16 protein-coding genes are annotated in these 16975 nt (G+C 63.7%); 8 read left to right on the plus strand and 8 right to left on the minus strand.

Annotated elements, in window-relative coordinates; translation table 11 throughout:
- Window positions 1-4 precede the first annotated feature (4 nt).
- Window positions 5-703, plus strand: a complete 699-nt coding sequence (locus J0O65_RS02745) for a TetR/AcrR family transcriptional regulator (RefSeq protein WP_215403898.1) — start codon at window positions 5-7, stop codon at window positions 701-703.
- 13 nt (window positions 704-716) lie between these two features.
- Here the strand turns inward: J0O65_RS02745 and J0O65_RS02750 are convergent, their stop codons facing one another.
- The gene (locus tag J0O65_RS02750) at window positions 717-1652 is read right to left on the minus strand and encodes a choice-of-anchor A family protein (RefSeq protein ID WP_215403900.1); all 936 of its coding nucleotides are present in this window, start codon (window positions 1650-1652) and stop codon (window positions 717-719) included.
- Between the two features lie 311 nt (window positions 1653-1963).
- On the opposite strand from J0O65_RS02750, the gene J0O65_RS02755 reads away from it, so the two are divergent.
- The 4 genes from J0O65_RS02755 (at window position 1964) to J0O65_RS02770 (ending at window position 4615) form a co-directional block, all read left to right on the plus strand.
- Window positions 1964-2446, plus strand: a complete 483-nt coding sequence (locus J0O65_RS02755; protein WP_226939789.1) for a hypothetical protein — start codon at window positions 1964-1966, stop codon at window positions 2444-2446.
- 142 nt (window positions 2447-2588) lie between these two features.
- Window positions 2589-2858: a hypothetical protein gene (locus J0O65_RS02760; RefSeq protein WP_215403902.1), complete on the plus strand. Its 270-nt coding sequence runs from the start codon at window positions 2589-2591 to the stop codon at window positions 2856-2858.
- A gap of 159 nt (window positions 2859-3017) precedes the next feature.
- Entirely contained in the window at window positions 3018-3440 is a 423-nt protein-coding gene (locus J0O65_RS02765) for a VOC family protein (RefSeq protein ID WP_215403904.1), read from the plus strand.
- Window positions 3441-3451: 11 nt separating this feature from the next.
- The gene (locus J0O65_RS02770; protein WP_215403906.1) at window positions 3452-4615 is read left to right on the plus strand and encodes a dipeptidase; all 1164 of its coding nucleotides are present in this window, start codon (window positions 3452-3454) and stop codon (window positions 4613-4615) included.
- 1 nt (window position 4616) lies between these two features.
- Here the strand turns inward: J0O65_RS02770 and J0O65_RS02775 are convergent, their stop codons facing one another.
- The 7 genes from J0O65_RS02775 to xapA form a co-directional block, all read right to left on the minus strand.
- The gene (locus J0O65_RS02775; protein ID WP_215403963.1) at window positions 4617-5834 is read right to left on the minus strand and encodes a nucleoside deaminase; all 1218 of its coding nucleotides are present in this window, start codon (window positions 5832-5834) and stop codon (window positions 4617-4619) included.
- Between the two features lie 4 nt (window positions 5835-5838).
- On the minus strand, window positions 5839-6246 hold the full coding sequence (locus J0O65_RS02780; RefSeq protein WP_215403908.1) for a cytidine deaminase: 408 nt from the start codon (window positions 6244-6246) through the stop codon (window positions 5839-5841).
- A gap of 106 nt (window positions 6247-6352) precedes the next feature.
- Window positions 6353-7675: a thymidine phosphorylase gene (gene deoA, locus J0O65_RS02785; RefSeq protein ID WP_215403910.1), complete on the minus strand. Its 1323-nt coding sequence runs from the start codon at window positions 7673-7675 to the stop codon at window positions 6353-6355.
- A gap of 74 nt (window positions 7676-7749) precedes the next feature.
- A complete protein-coding gene (locus J0O65_RS02790) occupies window positions 7750-10131 on the minus strand; it encodes an aldehyde dehydrogenase family protein (RefSeq protein ID WP_502793533.1) in 2382 nt (793 codons plus the stop codon).
- A gap of 12 nt (window positions 10132-10143) precedes the next feature.
- Window positions 10144-11103 (minus strand): deoxyribose-phosphate aldolase, encoded by a 960-nt coding sequence (gene deoC / locus J0O65_RS02795; RefSeq protein WP_215403912.1) that lies wholly within the window; start codon window positions 11101-11103, stop codon window positions 10144-10146.
- Window positions 11100-12293 carry a phosphopentomutase gene (locus J0O65_RS02800; protein WP_215403914.1) on the minus strand — a complete coding sequence of 398 codons (1194 nt, stop codon included), beginning with the start codon at window positions 12291-12293 and terminating at the stop codon, window positions 11100-11102. The genes deoC and J0O65_RS02800 overlap by 4 nt, the downstream gene beginning before the upstream one ends.
- Before the next feature lie 117 nt (window positions 12294-12410).
- Window positions 12411-13250: a xanthosine phosphorylase gene (xapA, locus tag J0O65_RS02805; protein ID WP_215403916.1), complete on the minus strand. Its 840-nt coding sequence runs from the start codon at window positions 13248-13250 to the stop codon at window positions 12411-12413.
- A 391-nt stretch (window positions 13251-13641) separates the two neighbouring features.
- On the opposite strand from xapA, the gene J0O65_RS02810 reads away from it, so the two are divergent.
- The 3 genes from J0O65_RS02810 to J0O65_RS02820 all read left to right on the plus strand — a co-directional run bounded on the left by J0O65_RS02810 (window position 13642) and on the right by J0O65_RS02820 (window position 16727).
- Window positions 13642-14799 (plus strand): carbohydrate kinase, encoded by a 1158-nt coding sequence (locus J0O65_RS02810; protein WP_215403918.1) that lies wholly within the window; start codon window positions 13642-13644, stop codon window positions 14797-14799.
- Between the two features lies 1 nt (window position 14800).
- The gene (locus J0O65_RS02815; protein WP_215403920.1) at window positions 14801-15730 is read left to right on the plus strand and encodes a pseudouridine-5'-phosphate glycosidase; all 930 of its coding nucleotides are present in this window, start codon (window positions 14801-14803) and stop codon (window positions 15728-15730) included.
- A 94-nt stretch (window positions 15731-15824) separates the two neighbouring features.
- A complete protein-coding gene (locus tag J0O65_RS02820) occupies window positions 15825-16727 on the plus strand; it encodes a LysR family transcriptional regulator (protein ID WP_215403922.1) in 903 nt (300 codons plus the stop codon).
- The last annotated feature ends 248 nt before the right edge of the window (window positions 16728-16975 follow it).

Genomic DNA, 16975 nt, shown 5'->3' on the forward strand with positions numbered 1-16975 from the left:
CGCCATGGCCAGCGACAAATCCCCTGCCCTTTCCATGAAAAATACCGGCGGCCGGCGCCTGCAAAACCGCGACCGCCTGGAGGCGGACATCCTGGAGCAAGCCGTGCGCGTGTTCGCGCAAAGCGGCTATGAGGGCGCGTCGATCGCCACCATCGCCGAGCGGGCCGGCCTGTCGAAGCAAAACCTGATGTATTACTTCCCGTCCAAGCAGTTGCTGTACCAGCGCGTGCTCGACGACGTGCTCGACGACTGGCTGGCGCGCATGGAATCGCTGGCCAATGAACACGACGAGCCGCGCGACGTGCTGCGCGCGTACATCGGCGCCAAGCTGCGTTTTTCGCGCGAACAGCCGTGGGCTTCGCGCGTGTATGCGCTGGAGGTGATCAATGGCGCGCCCCTGTACGGTGCGCAGATACGCGACAGGGTCGTGCCCCTGCTGCGCAAGGATATCGCCGTCTTCGAAGCCTGGATCGCGGCCGGCAAGATCGCGCCCGTCAACGCCACGCACCTGATGTTCGCCATCTGGGCCATGACGCAATCGTATGCGGATTTTTCGCCGCAGATGGCCCTGGTGCTGGAACGCAAGCAGCTCACGCGCAAGGATTACGAGGATGCGGAAACCCTGATCGCGCACATGGTGCTGGCGGCCGTGTCCATGCCGCCGGCAGGCGAAAAAAAACCGCCCTGCAAGGCGGTTTCCTGAACAGCGCGAACGCTTAGGCTGCCGTCCTTCCCTTGCGGCGGCGCGCCATGAAGCCAACCAGGCCCAGGCCTGCCAACAGCATCGCATAGGTTTCCGGTTCGGGCACGGCCGAGACATAACCGGCCACGTTGGTGGCGTTGAAATAATGGTTGGCGTTAACCTGGATGTTCGAAGCCCAGTTACCCACCACCACGTTGCCGTTGATCTGGCCATTGCCGCCGGCCAGGGTCGCCAGCGGCGCCAGGATGCTGCCGTACAGGCCCACGCCATTCAAGGTGATGCTTTGCGCTTCATAGAAGTTGTACAGCACATTGTATTTGCTGAAATCGCCGTAGCCGCCGGACAGGTTCACATTCTTGCCGCTGATATTGAGGATCAAGGTGTCGTTCGTGTGCAGGTTGCTGAACTTGAAGTTGTTCACCGAGCCCAACGTCGCGGAAGTCAGGTCGAACACTTGCACGCTGCCCGTGCCGCCCTTCAGGGTCATGCCGCCGTAGGCCACGGAGCTGCTGCCCGTGGACGCCACTTTCGCCAGCGAGGTCGAGGTGTTTTTCAGTTGGGCCGAGGTGGAGGCGAACGCGACGGGCGAGGTGCTCGTCTTCGTGGCTGTGTTCAGGCCCACGCTGCTCGTCGTCGTGCTGCCGCCCACATAGTAATTGCCGTTCTTGATGGAACCGGAGCTGTAGTTCAGGTTGCCGCCAACGACCAGCGCATAGCCGCTATTACCATGCGTGACGTAGGCGTCCTTGTTCTTGTCATTGATCGAATAGCTCGACGCCGACAGGTTACCGGCCACCAGCACGCCGCCTTCGACATCGCTGCTGGACGCGCTGAAGTTGCTCAGGGAATACAAATTGGCGCCACCGATACCCAGATCGACAACACCGGCTTGCGCGGCGCCGGCAGCGAACACGGTCGACAGAACGAGAAGGAGTGGCAATTTAGGCATGCTTGGCATTTTTATTTCCAAAAAGAAAATTAACTTGACGCCAGAATATCATATCTATTTGATTTGAGATGTCTCAAATCAACAACTTTTATAATAATTATGCAAACACAATTGCAAAATAAGAATCATTCTCCCGGCGCCGCCCGTAGAACGCCCGGGCCATCCGGATGACGCTTTGAACAGGCGGGAGAACAGCCGTCGGTTCCGCCCTTTCAATATTGCTTAGAAGCGCAGCCAACTTGGTGATACGATCGCGGCAGCGCCAGACCAGGCCAGCCCACAGAATATGAAATCATAAGGATGAAGCACGCATGAAACGATTGTCCCTAGGCGCACTGATGCTGGCATATGCCTGCGGCGCGCACGCCGATGTTGTGAGCATGATCGATAAGCAGCCGCTCAGCGAAACCTGGCTCAACGCGGGCTTTTATTCGTATCACTTTCAGCGCGACAAGAATCTGAACGACAGCAATCCGGGCCTGGGCGCCGAATACCGCTTTTCCACCGTCGCGTCGGTCACGGCAGGGCGCTTCTACAATAGCGACCGCGCCTATTCGAACTACCTGGGCGTGTACTACCAGCCGATCAAGGTGGGCCCGCTGCGCGTCGGCGCCGTCGTTGGCGGCTTCAGCGGCTATCCGAAGATGCGCGATGGCGGCTGGTTCCCTGCCCTGGTGCCCACCATCAGCTATGAATACCAGCGCGTGGGCGTGAATATCGCCATCGTGCCATCCTATAAGGACCGCCTGTATGGCGCCCTCAGTTTCCAGTTGAAACTCAAGGTGTTTGAATAACCGTTTGTCCCGGTTTGTCGCCGTTCGGTCCGCCATTCCTGCCATTCGTCGCATACGCGATATCTGCCAGCGGGGTTTTGCCTATAGTGGATGCATCGCCAGCCTGCATACGGCAGCGGCATCCACACGACAGGAGAACGGCATGAAAGACATCAATCCGGCACCGGGCAGCACTTCCTTCAGCGCTTTCTGGGACGAGCTGTGCGCTTACACGCGCCAGGGCATGGCCGCCCTGCGCGCCATGTCCTGGCCCATGCTGCTGGCGTGCTGCCTGGGCCTGGCGTTCCTGATCACCATCTTGCCGCTGGCCATCATGCTGTTTGCCCTCGTCATGCTGCTGAAATGGGCCAGCAACAGCGACGATGCCGGCGCGGACGAAAAAACACCGGGCTCGCAGCAGTCGCCGCAATAAAATTTGCGGCGTGGCAAGAGTGCAATGATTGTTCTATGGCACTATGAAGGGGCGCGGCACTGACGGGCATCAAAGCCCTCCCGACGGATGGTATTGAGACGGAACGCTACGCAAGATTGACAATCGAAGTTACTCCCCCTCAGCCATAGGAGTTTTCTGATGACCACGACTGCAAGAACGACCACCGCGACGACCATCCCCTGCCTGCGCTACCGCGACGCGCCCGCCGCCATTGAATGGCTGTGCAAGGCGCTCGGCTTTGAAAAACAATTGATCGTACCCGACGGCAACGGTGGCGTCGCCCATGCGCAACTCAGCTTCGGCAATGGCATGGTCATGGTGGCGCCAGCCATCGACAGCGACTATGGCCGCCTGATGAAACTGCCCGGCGACGTCGGCGGCGCCAACACGCAAAACTGCTACCTGGTCGTCAGCGACGCCGATGCCGTCTACCGCAGCGCGCGCGAAGCCGGCGCCGAAATCGTCCTCGACATCAAGGATGAAGATTACGGCGGACGGGGCTTCACTTGCCGCGACCCGGAAGGCCATATCTGGAGCCTGGGCACCTACGATCCATGGTAAAACGGAGAACGATGATCATCAGCACCCTCGCCGCCGCCAGCCTTGCGCTGATCGGCGGCTTCCTGTCCGCCCCCGTCCTCGTCGACGAGCACCTCAACCGTGTCCATCCTCCGTCTGGCAAGGCCCCATCGACAGCTGCTCTGGCCCTGCACCAGAGCCTGTGGATCGCCGACCTGCACGCGGACAGCCTGCTGTGGCAACGCAATCTGAACCGAGACAGCCAGCGCGGCCATGTCGACTTTCCCCGCCTGCAGCGAGCCAACGTGGCGCTGCAAGCCTTTTCCGTCGTCACCAAGACGCCGCGCAAGATGAATATCGAGCGCAATGGCAGCGACACGGACAACATCACGGCGCTGGTGGTGGCGCAAGGCTTGCCGCCCGCCACCTGGAACAGCCTGCTGGCGCGCGCCAGCTACCAGGCCGACGAACTGCGCCAGCAAGCGGCGAAAAGCCAAGGCAAGGTGCGGGTCATCGGCAGCCGCGCCCAACTGCGCAGCTTCATCGCCGCGCGCGAGTACGATCCTAGCCTGCTCGCCGGCTGGCTGACCCTGGAAGGCGCGCATGCGCTCGAAGGCAAGCTGGACAACCTCGATACCTTGTACCGGGCCGGCTACCGCATGGCCGCGCCCACGCATTTCTTCGACACGGAACTGTCCGGCTCCCAGCACGGCTTGAAGAAAGGCGGATTGACGCCGCTGGGCCGGCAATGGCTGCGCGCCATGGAGCAGCGCAAGATGATCGTCGACCTGGCACACGCCTCGCCGGCCACCATCGACGACGTCTTGACGTTGGCGAAACGCCCCGTGATGGTGTCGCACACGGGCGTGCGCGGCACCTGCGCCAATGGGCGCAACCTCAGCGACGCGCACTTGAAGCGCATCGCCGCCCAGGGCGGCCTGGTGGGCATCGGTTTCTGGAATACGGCCGTCTGCGGCAAGGACGTGGCGTCCATCGCGCGCGCCATCGGCTACACGGTAAAACTGATCGGCGCCGAACACGTGGCCTATGGCTCGGACTTCGACGGCGCCGTCACCACGGCCATCGACGCCACCGGCTTGCCGCGATTGACGCAGGCCCTGCTCGACGCAGGCTTGTCGGAAGCGCAGATCCGCCGCGTGGCGGGCGAAAACGTGCGCGACTTTTTACTGAAAAACCTGCCCGACGACGACGCCTAGGCTAGCCTAGCGCCTGGACCAGGGCCGGGCTCGCCACCTGGCGCGGCCGGATGCGTATCAGCTTGCGGTACAGCGGCGGCATCGTCTCGCACAGCGCCAGCAGCGCGTCTTGCGCCATGGCCGGGCGCACGTACTGGAATTGCGCCGGATTATTCTCCGGCAGCGCCCCTTCCATGGTGGAGCCGTAGGCGCCCAGGGTCATGAAACTGGCGGCGCCATCGTCCGGGCCGATGGCCAGCACGAAGGTGCCGTGCTTGGGGTGGCCCAGGTAGCTTTTGATCTCTTCCTGCAGCGCCGGCGCCGCATGCGCCATCAACTCAAAACGCAGCTGCGCGTACTGGCGCGTGCATTCCATGAACGGCGTGCGGATGGCCGATTGCGCCATTTTTCCCGGCATGCACAGCAGCAGGTTGCCGAAGGAATCGAGCAAGGCGGCCGCGTCGCCCTGGCCGCCATCGCGCACATCCTGCTCCATGGCCGCCTGCAGGAACGGCGCCAGGCCCGCATCGGGCGCATGCGGCGCGCAGCGGTAAGTCAGGGCGTCGGGATAGCGGCGGCGCAGGGCGCGCACCACGGCATGCTCGGACGGCAAGGTGGCCGGATCGCGCAGCTGCACGTCGTCGCCGGCGTTCAGCAGCTGCATCACCTGCGCCGAGGTCGCTTCGAACACGAGCGAGCACAATGCCTGCGTCGCCTCGTGGATGCTCTTGCCGATGAAAAAGGATTTGGGCGCGGCGCCGGACGGCGGGCGCGCGTACTCGGTGGCGCCGCGCACGGCCGGATAACAAAAGCTGCGGTCAGCCTGCGCCCGCAGCGGCGCCGGCAAGGCCGCGAAGGTGGCGGCGCCATCGTAATTGATGCCCGCCTTGACGTCGGGGGCGGCCACCACCACGTTGAAACCGGCCGCCAGAATCGCCCCCGTGCACATGCAGCAGGGGTCGAGCGAGGTGACGATGGTCAGTTCGCCCGGCGGCGGCAAGGGCGTGCCCTTGGCCCGCTCGGCGAAATACCAGTCCACCAGCTGGCGCTCGCCATGCGCGGTGGGGTCGAACACCAGGCCCTGGCGCACGACGTTGTTGTGCATCGATTGCAGCACGTTGCCGGCGCCATCGAGCAGCACGCCGCCCACGCCGAAGGTACCCTGCGTCTTGGCCGCCATGGCTTCGGCCGCGGCAATCGCCACGGCCGCCTGGATGTCGATCGTCTTGTTCAAGCGGATCCTGTTACTTCATGTCCAGGTCGGAATTGCCGAAGCCGTGCGGCAGCAGCCAGCCCGCCGTCACTTCCATGACATCGTTTTTCAGATTCGTCAGGATCACCGGCAGGTCGGCGCCGCCCAGCTCGAACATCACCTGGCGGCAGGCGCCGCATGGCGAGATCGGTTCCGCCGTGTCGCCCGTGACGGCCAGTTTGGCGAAGTCGCCTGGTTTACAGCCATGCGCGATGGCGCTGAAAAACGCCGTGCGCTCGGCGCAGTTGCACAGGCCATACGCGGCGTTTTCCACATTACAGCCACGGAAGACGCGGCCATCCTTGCACAGCAGCGCCGCGCCTACTTTAAAGCGCGAGTATGGCGCGTAGGCCAGTTCGCGGCCGGCATTGGCTTCGGCGATCAGTTCTTGGTTGTTCATTTTTTCTGCAATACCTTTGAAATCATTAAGGCCGGGGTCAGACCCTCAACACCGCTGACACATAGCTCAGCGCTATCGCAAACGGGGGTCTGACCCCAGTGTTACTTTACGGACGAATGGTACGGTAAATCACCGGATTGCCCGCCAGCGCCACCGCGCCGATGGCATATGCTTCCTGGATTTCCCTGACGGCTTGCTGCGCCGCCGCCTCCGTGCGCGCGTGCACCATGGCCAGCGGCTGGCCGACGGATACCTGCTCGCCCAGGCCAACGAGGTCCGTCAGGCCGACGGCGAAATCGATGCTGTCCGTCGGCCGGCGGCGGCCACCGCCCAGGGCGACGACGGCCAGGCCGATGGCGCGGCAATCGCGCACATTGGCGTAACCGGACGACAGCGCCGGCGCCGGCACGATGAACGGCGCCGGTTCCAGGTGCTTGTCCGGATGCTCGAGCAGGTCCGCCGGGCCGCCCAGGGCGGACACCATGCGCGCGAAGCGTTCGGCCGCCGCGCCCGAATCGAGGGCCGCCGTCAATCTCACGCGCGCCTCCTCTTCGGAGACAGCCAGGCCGCCCAGCACCAGCATCTCGGCGCACAGCGCCAGGGTCACTTCGTGCAGACGCGCGGGACGCGAACGGCCCGTCAGGTAATCCATGGCGCCGCGCACTTCCAGCGCATTGCCCGCGTAAGGCGCCAGCGATTCGTTCATGTCCGTCAGGATCGCCGAGGTCTGCATGCCCGCGCCATTGCCGACGGCGACGATGCTCTCGGCCAGCTCCACCGATTTATCGTAAGTCGGCATGAAGGCGCCCGTGCCCACCTTGACGTCCATCACCAGCGCGTCCAGGCCCGCCGACAGTTTCTTCGACAGGATGGAGCCGGTGATCATGGCCACCGATTCCACGGTGGCGGTGACGTCGCGGATGCTGTAGAAACGCTTGTCGGCCGGCGCCAGCTGCGCCGTCTGGCCGATGATGGCCACGCCAACTTCCTTGACCACCTTGCGGAACAATGCATTGTCCGGCACCGTGCAATAGCCGGGAATGGCGTCGAACTTGTCCAGCGTGCCGCCCGTGTGGCCCAGGCCGCGGCCCGAGATCATCGGCACGTAGCCGCCGCATGCCGCGACCATGGGACCCAGCAGCAGGGAGACGACGTCGCCCACGCCGCCCGTCGAATGCTTGTCGACGACGGGGCCAGGCAGGTTCAGCGCACGCCAGTCCAGCACCTGGCCGGAATCGCGCATGGCCAGGGTGAACGCCACGCGCTCGTCCATGTTCATGTCATTGAAATAGACGGCCATGCCCAGCGCCGCGATCTGGCCTTCGCTGACGCTGCCGTCCGTGATGCCGCGCACGAAAAACTGGATTTCCTCGGCGCTCAGCACGCCCTTGTCGCGCTTCTTGCGGATGATTTCCTGGGTTAACAACATGGAATAACTCCAATCATGAGATCTGAGGTCAGTCCCTGCGGATCTGACCCCAGCTTTGTAACGCTAGTGACTTATCAGACGCCGTAAGGAATCCACACGTTTTTCACTTGCGACGCATGCGCCAGCACGGCGCGGCCACCGCTTTGCGCGGCGCTGTACCAGTCGCGGCCCTTGGCGCCGCCGACCCAGGTGCGCTTCAGCGTGCCGGCCGACAGGCGCTCGACTTCCGCGCAACCTTCAGCGGAACCGTCATGGCGCCAGACGGCGTCGATGTCGGCGTGCGTGGCCAGCGTGCGCGCCAGTTCATCGGCGTTGCCGCTGATGATGTTGACGACGCCGCCCGGCAGGTCGGACGTGTCGAACACCTGGTACAGGTCCAGCGCGGAGAGCGGATGCGCTTCCGACGGCACCACCACCACGCGGTTGCCCAGCGCGATGGCCGGCGCCACCAGCGAAATAAAGCCCAGCAAAGGCGCTTCGTTCGGGCAGACGATGCCGATCACGCCGACCGCTTCGTTCAGCGCCACGGTGATGCCCTTCGTCGGCGGCTGGTGCGCCAGGCCGTCGTACTTGTCGGCCCAGGCGGCGTAGTAGAACAGGCGTTCGATCGAGGCCTGCACTTCCTTCTCGGGATTTTTACTGCCCGTCATGGCGGCGATGCGGGCGGCAAATTCGTCGGCGCGCGCGGCCAGGTTTTCGGCGATGTAGTACAGCACTTGCGCGCGGTTGTGCGCCGTGGCGCTGGTCCAGCCGGAAGCCTTGTGGGCCGCTTCGACGGCGTTGCGGATATCCTTGCGGCTGCCCACGCCCACTTCGGCCAGCAAGGCGCCGTTCGCGCCAAAGACGGGCGCGCTGTAGGCGCCGTCAGGGCGCGCCTGCTTGCCGCCGATGTACATCTTGGCCGTGCGGTCGATGGCGAACGGGCCGGCGGCCACCGGCTTCGCATTGCCCTTGGCTTTCGCTTCCACCACCGGCAAGGCCGGACGCGCATCTTCGGCCAGGGCCGTCATGTATTCCAGCATGCCTTCGCGGCCGCCTTCGCGGCCGAAGCCCGATTCGCGGTAGCCGCCGAAGCCGCACGCCGCGTCGAACTGGTTGGCGCTGTTGATCCACACCACGCCAGCCTTGATGGCCGGTGCGATATCGAGGGCCAGGCTGATCGACTCGGTCCACACGCTGGCGGCCAGGCCGTACACCGTGTTGTTCGCCAGCTGCACCGCCTCTGGCGGCGTGCGGAAGCTCATCGCCACCAGCACCGGGCCGAAGATTTCAGCCTGTGCCACGGCGGCCGACGTCGACGCGCCCGTGATCAGCGTCGGCGGGAACCAGGAGCCGTCTGCCGGCAATTCGCACGCCGGTTGCCATACGTCGCAGCCTTCGGCGCGGGCCGAATCGACCAGCGCGGCGATGCGCTGGCGCTGCACCGGGTCGACCAGCGCGCCCACGTCCATCGATTTGTCCAGCGGCGAGCCGAGACGCAGGTTTTCCATGCGCGCGCGTACCTTGTTCAGGAAGCGTTCCTGGATCGATTCCTGCACCAGCAGGCGCGAACCGGCGCAGCACACTTGTCCCTGGTTGAACCAGATCGAATCGACCAGGCCTTCCACGGCGCCGTCCAGGTCCGCGTCTTCAAAGACGATGAACGGCGACTTGCCGCCCAATTCGAGCGACAGCTTCTTGCCGCTGCCGGCCGTCACCTCGCGAATCAAACGGCCCACTTCCGTCGACCCCGTGAACGCGATCTTGTCGACGCCGGGATGGTTGACGATGGCCGAGCCCACGCGGCCATCGCCGGTGACGATGTTGACGACGCCGGCCGGCACGCCCGCCTGCACGCACAGTTCGGCGAACAGCATGGCGGTCAGCGACGTGAATTCGGCCGGTTTGAAGACCACCGTGTTGCCGGCCGCCAGGGCCGGGGCGATTTTCCACGACAGCATCAGCAGGGGGAAATTCCACGGCACGATCTGGCCCACCACGCCCACGGCGCGGTAGTCGGCGAATTCTTCCGACTGCAGCTGCGCCCAGCCGGCGTGATGGTAGAAATGGCGCGCGGCCAGCGGCAGGTCGATGTCGCGCGTTTCGCGGATGGTCTTGCCGTTGTCCAGGGTTTCCAGCACGGCGAACAGGCGCGCATGCTTTTGCAGCAGACGGGCCAGCGCGTACATGACTTTCGCGCGGCCATGGCCGCCCATGCCTTGCCAGACGGGCAGCGCGCGGCGCGCCGCCGCCACGGCGCGTTCGACGTCGGCATCGCTCGCCTGCGTCAGCTCGGCCAGTTGCGTGCCGTCGGCAGGATTGGTCGAGGCGAACAGCTCGGCCGGCTCGCTCCAGGCGTTGTCGATGAACAGGCCGAACTTGCGCTGGTGGCCGTCGAGCCACGCCTGTGCTTCTTTTTGACTTTCGGGAGCAGGGCCGTAGTCCATAGTAGTGAGAATCTCGTTAATTGTAGGCATGACGAATGTTCTTTAAGGTTGTGCGTGACGATGATTGGCCGAGTAGCTGCCGGTGACGTAGTGCTCGAGCTGGCGCTCGATGTCGGTCAGCAGGCTGGAAGCGCCGATGCGGAACAGGTGCGGCTGCAGCCATTCGTTGCCCAGTTCTTCCTTCATCAGGGTCAGGTATTGCAGCGCGCTCTTGGCCGAGCTGACGCCGCCGGCCGGCTTGAAGCCCACCTGAAAACCCGTCTGCTCGTGGTATTCGCGGATCGTGCGCACCATCGTCAGGGCCACGGGGATGGTGGCGTTGACGCCCTCTTTGCCGGTGGACGTCTTGATGAAATCGGCGCCGGCCATCATGCAGACCCACGAGGCCTTGGCCACGTTTTCCATGGTCAGCAAGTCGCCCGTGGCGAGAATCGCCTTCACGTGCGCTTCGCCGCACGCCTTGCGGTAAGCCAGCATTTCATCGTACAGCACTTGCCAGTTGCCGTTCAGGACGTGCTGGCGCGTGATGACGATATCGATCTCGGAAGCGCCGGCGGCGACCGACAGTTCGATCTCGCGCAGCTTCGTTTCCATGCTCGTCAGGCCGGCCGGGAAACCCGTCGACACGGCGGCGATAGGCAGGCGGCCCTGGATGACTTTCACGGCTGGCTGGATCATCTCGTGGTACACGCACACGGCGCCGGTGCTCAACTGCGTCAAGCCCAACGCCTCCATCAGGTCGGCGCGCAGCGGGCGCATGGCCTTCATGCACAGGCGTTCCACGCGGCCCGGCGTATCGTCGCCGCCCAGGGTGGTCAGGTCGATCATCTGGATTGCTCTGACCAGCCAGGCGGCCTGGTATTCCTTTTTCACCGTACGGCGGTTCGCCAGGCTGGCCGCGCGGCGGTCCGTCGCGGCGCGGTTGACGCGGATCTGGTTGATCCAGCCCAGGTCGAGGCCTACGGCCTCGTTACGCTTGAATTCGGGGTGCATGAGTGTCATAACAAGCTGGTTCCATTAGCAAGTGGTGGTACGCCAAGGTGCTTGGCGAGGGTTTGGCCAATATCGGAGAAGGTCTCGGAAATACCCAGTGCGCGCGGGGCGACGCCGGGGCCGAAGAAGATCATCGGAATGTGTTCGCGGGTGTGGTCGGAGCCGTGCCAGGTCGGGTCGCAGCCATGGTCGGCGGTGATCACGACCAGGTCGCCTTCCTTGAGCTTGGCCATGAATTCCGGCAGGCGACCATCCATTTCGCGCAGCGCGTCGGCATAGCCTTCGACGTTGCGGCGGTGGCCGAACGCCTGGTCGAAATCGACGAAGTTCACGAACGTGAGCGACTTGTCCTGCACTTCGTCGGCCGTCTTCAACAGCGCTTCGAACAGCGCCATGTTGTCGACGCCTTTGACGACGCGCGAGATGCCCTGGGTGGCGAAAATGTCGCTGATCTTGCCCAGGCCGACGACTTCGCCGCCCGCATCCTTGACGTGGTCGAGCAGGGTCTTGCTTGGTGGCGCCACCGCATAATCGTGGCGGTTGGACGTGCGCGTGTAGTTGCCATTGCTGCCGGTGAAAGGGCGGGCGATGACGCGGCCGATGTTGTACGGCTCGACCAGCTTGAAGGCCATTTCGCACACTTCGTACAGGCGTTCGAGGCCGAACGATTCTTCGTGCGCGGCGATCTGCATCACCGAGTCGCCCGAGGTATAGATAATCAGCTTGCCGGTGGCGACGTGCTCGTCGCCATGCTTGTTGATGATGTCCGTGCCCGAGGCATGGCAGTCGCCGAGGAAGCCCGGCACGCCGGCCATGGCTTTCAATTTGTCGGTCAGGTCGGCGGGGAACGATGGCGTGGTGCGGGGGAAGTATCCCCAGTCGAATTCGACGGGCACGCCGGCGATTTCCCAGTGGCCACTCTGCGTGTCCTTGCCGGTGGAGCGCTCGCGCGCCGCGCCGTAGGCGCCGGTGAAACCGTCGCGCTGGTCGAAGCCCGTGGCCCATTCGCCGCTGGCCAGGTGGGCGGCGGCGCCCAGGCCCAGGCGTTCCATGTTCGGGAGTTTCAAGGTCTTGCCGCTTTTGGCGACAGTGCTGGCAATATGGCCAAAGGTATTGGCACCTGCGTCGCCATACTTGGCGGCGTCTGGCGTCGCGCCAAGGCCGAAGGAATCAAGCAGGAGGATAAATGCGCGTGACATGATAAGGCTCGCTTTAGGGAATGATGCGGGGTGATGCGGACAGTGTAGGCCGGTTTTTGCCGGCCTGCCGCGCGGCAGCGCCGGTGCGTGGCGCGCCGCTACTGCGTAAAAAAGTGCTTAGGCTTGCGGCGTAGCCGATACGGTGGCGAGGAAAGCGAGGATCAGCTTGACCAGGTCTTTCGCGCCGATGGCCGCGTATTTCAGGGTTTGCTCGTGCGACAGGGCGAATGGCGACATGCCTTCGGCCAGGTTGGTGATGACCGATACACCCACCACTTTCAGGTCGCAATGACGGGCCGAGACCACTTCCGGCACCACGGACATGCCGACCGTGTCGGCGCCCAGGCGGGCCATCATGCGGATTTCCGCGGCCGTCTCGAAGTTCGGGCCCGGGTAGGCGACGAACACGCCTTCGTGCAGGGTGATGCCGCTGGCCGCTGCCGTGTCCTTGACCAGCTTGCGCAAGTCCGCATCGTAGGCGTTGGCCATGCTGAAGAAGCGCGGGCCGAAGCGGTCGTCGTTCGGGCCGACCATCGGCGTGCCTGGCAGCAGGTTGATATGGTCGCTGATGGCCACCAGGCTGCCGGCGTCCACTTCAGGGCGCAGGGAGCCGGCGGCGTTGGTGACGAACAGCATTTCGCAGCCCAGCAGTTTCAGGGTGCGGATGGCGCTCGTCATCACGCCCATGCCATAGCCTTCATAGAAGTGGCCACGGCCCTTCATGCAGACGACGGCGACGCCCGACAGGGTGCCGACCACCAGTTCGCCGGCATGGCCGTGCACGGTGCTGATCGGGAAGCCTGGCAATTCGTCAAAGCTGATGCTGACGGCGTCCGTCATCTGCTCGGCCAACACACCCAGGCCGGAGCCGAGGATCATCGCCACGCGCGGCTTGAAATTTGCGGGAGCGCGGGCACGGATGATTTCGGCGGCGTGGAAGGGGGCGTTGTTCGACATGGTTATCCTCTGATTGACTAATGATGATGGTTGCTGCCTGCGCGGCCGTGCCCGGTGAAGAAGTACGGCCCAGGTTACGGGTATGTATATGGTGTTACAGGTATATCGAAATGCGTATTGCCACTATTTGCCGCCACTATGCATCAAACGGAATATGTATGGCAAATACCATTTTTCTTGCCCATTTATACAATTCAAATATAAATGGCCGACATTATAGTCCAGGCAAGCCCATACCTGCCATGCCCCGAAAATGCATGCATACAAGCTCCATACGAGCGCTTTTCGCGCACGCCTGACACGGACTTGACATGGGCTTGACATGGGCTTGACATATGAAAGACAAATGTTTACAGTTTCAGACAAATGTTTAAACCTTTATCGAAGCCCTGTGACCGATACCAATAAAAAAGACCAGCTGTACACGCTGATCCGCAACAACCCCTTCATCTCGCAGCAGGACCTGGCGAGCGAACTGGGCTTGTCTCGCTCGGCCGTCGCCGGCCACATCGCCGGATTGATCCGCGAGCGCCGCCTGCTGGGGCGCGCCTACGTGCTGCCCGACAGCCGCCCCGTGCTGTGCATCGGCGCCGCCAACCTCGACCGCAAGATGCGCACCCTGGCCACCCTGCAGATGGGCACCTCGAATCCCGTGCGCTCGGAAGAAGTGTTTGGCGGCGTGGGCCGCAACATCGCGGAAAACCTGGCCCGATTGTCGGTTCCCGTGGCCCTGCTGACGGCGCTGGGCGACGACGCGGCCGGCCATGCGCTGCAGACGCATGCGGAAGACGCGGGCATTGACATGCGCGGCAGCTTGCATTTGAGCAACACCAGCAGCGGCACTTACACGGCCGTGCTGGACGAACACGGCGAAATGCTGCTGGCGATGGCCAACATGCAACTGTACGAACAGCTGACCCCGGCCTTTCTGCACAGCCGCCAGCCGCAGCGCGCCGCCGCCGCCCTCACCGTCTGCGACCTGAACCTGAGCCACGACAGCGTGCAGGCGCTGCTGGCCGACGCGCGCCAGGACGCGGCCCACGCGACGCCGCTGGTCATCGTCGCCGTCTCGCAGCCGAAGATGGCGCACCTGCCGCAAGACCTGACGGGCTTGCATTTGCTGATCCTCAACCGGGGCGAACTGGAAACGCGCGTGGCGCGCGCCTTGCCCACGGCGTTCGAGGTGCGCGCCGCCTGCCGCGAAGTGCAGCGCCAGGGCGCGCGCCAGGTGATCGTCACCTGTGGCGGCGAAGGCGTGTATTTTACGGATGGCGACGGCCTGGACGCGCCTGTCGTGCACCTGGCCGCGCGCGAAGTGGACGCCGTCGACGTGACGGGCGCCGGCGACGCGTTTTCCGCCGCCGTCTGCTGGTCGCTGTACCACGACAGCAGCGATTTGAAACTGGCATGCCGGCGCGGCCTGAAACTGGCCGCCATGACCCTGGAATCGGCTGCCACCGTTTCCCCCCTGATTTCCGCCGGCGCGCTCGACCACATCGACGACGCCGAGCTGGCGCCCCCACCCCCTACCCTCTTTCAACAGGACTGACATGACCCAATTACAGAATTTCCTCTTGTTCTCACAAGAAGTGCTAGCCGCGCGCGCCGCCGGCAAGGCCATCGTGGCGCTGGAATCGACCATCATTTCGCACGGCATGCCGTATCCGCAAAACGTGGAAATGGCGCGCGAAGTAGAACAGATCATCCGTGACGGCGGCGCCGTGCCGGCCACCATCGCCATCATCGACGGCAAGATCTGCGTGGGCCTGTCGCCCGAGCAGCTGGAACTGCTGGGCACCTCGCCCGACGCCATGAAGGTCAGCCGCCGCGACCTGCCGTTCGTGCTGTCGCAGGGTAAATTGGGCGCCACCACCGTGGCCGCCACCATGATCTGCGCGGAACTGGCCGGTATTTCCGTGTTCGTCACGGGCGGCATCGGCGGCGTGCACCGCGGCGCGGAAACGAGCTTCGACATTTCCGCCGACTTGCAGGAACTGGCGCACACGTCGGTGGCCGTCGTCTGCGCGGGCGTCAAATCCATCCTCGACATCGGCCTGACCCTGGAATACCTGGAAACCCATGGCGTGCCCGTCATCAGCGTGGGCCAGGAAGGTTTTCCCGCCTTTTTCACGCGCGAAAGCGGCTTCAAGGCCGATTTCCGCCTCGACACGGCAGCGGAACAGGCCGCCTTCATCGGCACCAAGTGGCAGCTGGGCTTGAAAGGCGGCGTGATCGTCAGCAACCCCGTGCCGGCCGCGCAAGCGATGCCCAAGGAAGAGATCGATGCCATCACTACGCAGGCGCTGCAGGAAGCCGATGCGGGCGGCGTGAAGGGCAAGCAAGTCACGCCATTCCTCTTGTCGCGCATCAAGCAACTGACGGATGGCCGCAGCCTGGCGACGAATATCGCCCTGGTCAAGCACAATGCGCAAGTCGGCACCGCGCTGGCCATTGCCATGCAGGCGGTCGTGGCACGATAATACGACTGCTGTAAAGAAGCGCGCGGCCTGTCATGGCTTGCGCGCCGTTCCCGCGCTTGGGTTCCCGCTTAGCATCAGGTAATGCAAGGAAAGCATGTCCATCGATCTGAAACAGTTAAAGTATTTTCTTGCCGTCGCCGAGGAGAAAAGCTTCAGCCGCGCCGCCGAGCGCCTGCATATCTCGCAGCCGCCCCTGAGCCAGCAGATCATGAAACTGGAAAGCGAACTGGGCGTGCGCCTGTTTGCGCGCACCACGCGCACGTTCGAGCTGACCGTGGCGGGCAAGGCGCTGATGAACGAGGCGGCCGAGCTGCTGGCCAAGATGCGCATGACCATCGACACCATCCGCCAGATCGACCGCGGCGAAGTGGGCCGCTTGCGCGTGGGCATCGTCGGTTCGGCCATGTGGGGCCCCATTCCCAGCCTGCTGGAAGAATTCCAGACCAAATTTCCCCGCGTCACCTGGACCATCCATGAATTCGGTCCCACGGTGCAATACGAAGCCTTGCGCGCCAAGCAGATCGATGTCGGCTTCTGGCGCGAACCCAAGCTCAACGATGACGACTTGCGCCACGATAATCTGCGCCAGGAACTGTGCTTCCGCGAAAACGTGTGCGTGGCCGTCAACGAACACCATCCGCTGGCCAAGAACACGGCGATCGAGCTGATCGACATCGCCCACGAGCCGATGCTGACCCTGAACCTCGACAAATCCGCGTTTCCCCGCTACCTGGTGCAATGCTGCGTCAACGCCGGCTTCGAACCCGTGATTTTCCAGGAAGCGAGCGAGCCGCAAACCCTGCTGGCCATGGTGGGCGCGGGCCTGGGCGTGACCCTGGTGCCGGAAACGACCAGCCGCATCGGCTGGCCCGGCGTGGTGTTTCTGCCGATCAAGACCAATCCGCCGTCGGCCAACCTGTACATCAGTTACACCACGCTCGACGACGCGCCCGTCGTGCGGGCCTTCCTGAATATCATCAATCCCCCGGCTACCTGAGCTGCGGCACCACTATTTATATGCGCCGCATATAAATACATAAACAAAAACGTATTTGTCATACATATCTGGCATGATGCATAGTGATTCGGACGCCCATCGCGGCGCCGGTCCCGTGCTTGCCCTGCCCGTCCACTGACGGCGCACCCCAGCCCGCTCCGGCAGCCCCTTCGATGTTGTACCTATAAAAGAGACGGGGCGCGACTGTTGCATGAGCCTCACACTGTCGACACAAAAGCATATAAGGC

Source organism: Janthinobacterium sp. JC611, from assembly GCF_018682595.1.
Taxonomy (GTDB): domain Bacteria; phylum Pseudomonadota; class Gammaproteobacteria; order Burkholderiales; family Burkholderiaceae_D; genus Janthinobacterium.

Coding starts and splice junctions, on each gene's coding strand:
- J0O65_RS02745 (WP_215403898.1), top strand. CDS start 5: ATGGCCAGCGACAAATCCCCTGCCCTTTCCATGAAAAATACCGGCGGC.
- J0O65_RS02750 (WP_215403900.1), bottom strand. CDS start 1,652: ATGCCTAAATTGCCACTCCTTCTCGTTCTGTCGACCGTGTTCGCTGCC.
- J0O65_RS02755 (WP_226939789.1), top strand. CDS start 1,964: ATGAAACGATTGTCCCTAGGCGCACTGATGCTGGCATATGCCTGCGGC.
- J0O65_RS02760 (WP_215403902.1), top strand. CDS start 2,589: ATGAAAGACATCAATCCGGCACCGGGCAGCACTTCCTTCAGCGCTTTC.
- J0O65_RS02765 (WP_215403904.1), top strand. CDS start 3,018: ATGACCACGACTGCAAGAACGACCACCGCGACGACCATCCCCTGCCTG.
- J0O65_RS02770 (WP_215403906.1), top strand. CDS start 3,452: ATGATCATCAGCACCCTCGCCGCCGCCAGCCTTGCGCTGATCGGCGGC.
- J0O65_RS02780 (WP_215403908.1), bottom strand. CDS start 6,246: ATGAACAACCAAGAACTGATCGCCGAAGCCAATGCCGGCCGCGAACTG.
- deoA (WP_215403910.1), bottom strand. CDS start 7,675: ATGTTGTTAACCCAGGAAATCATCCGCAAGAAGCGCGACAAGGGCGTG.
- J0O65_RS02790 (WP_502793533.1), bottom strand. CDS start 10,131: ATGCCTACAATTAACGAGATTCTCACTACTATGGACTACGGCCCTGCT.
- deoC (WP_215403912.1), bottom strand. CDS start 11,103: ATGACACTCATGCACCCCGAATTCAAGCGTAACGAGGCCGTAGGCCTC.
- J0O65_RS02800 (WP_215403914.1), bottom strand. CDS start 12,293: ATGTCACGCGCATTTATCCTCCTGCTTGATTCCTTCGGCCTTGGCGCG.
- xapA (WP_215403916.1), bottom strand. CDS start 13,250: ATGTCGAACAACGCCCCCTTCCACGCCGCCGAAATCATCCGTGCCCGC.
- J0O65_RS02815 (WP_215403920.1), top strand. CDS start 14,801: ATGACCCAATTACAGAATTTCCTCTTGTTCTCACAAGAAGTGCTAGCC.
- J0O65_RS02820 (WP_215403922.1), top strand. CDS start 15,825: ATGTCCATCGATCTGAAACAGTTAAAGTATTTTCTTGCCGTCGCCGAG.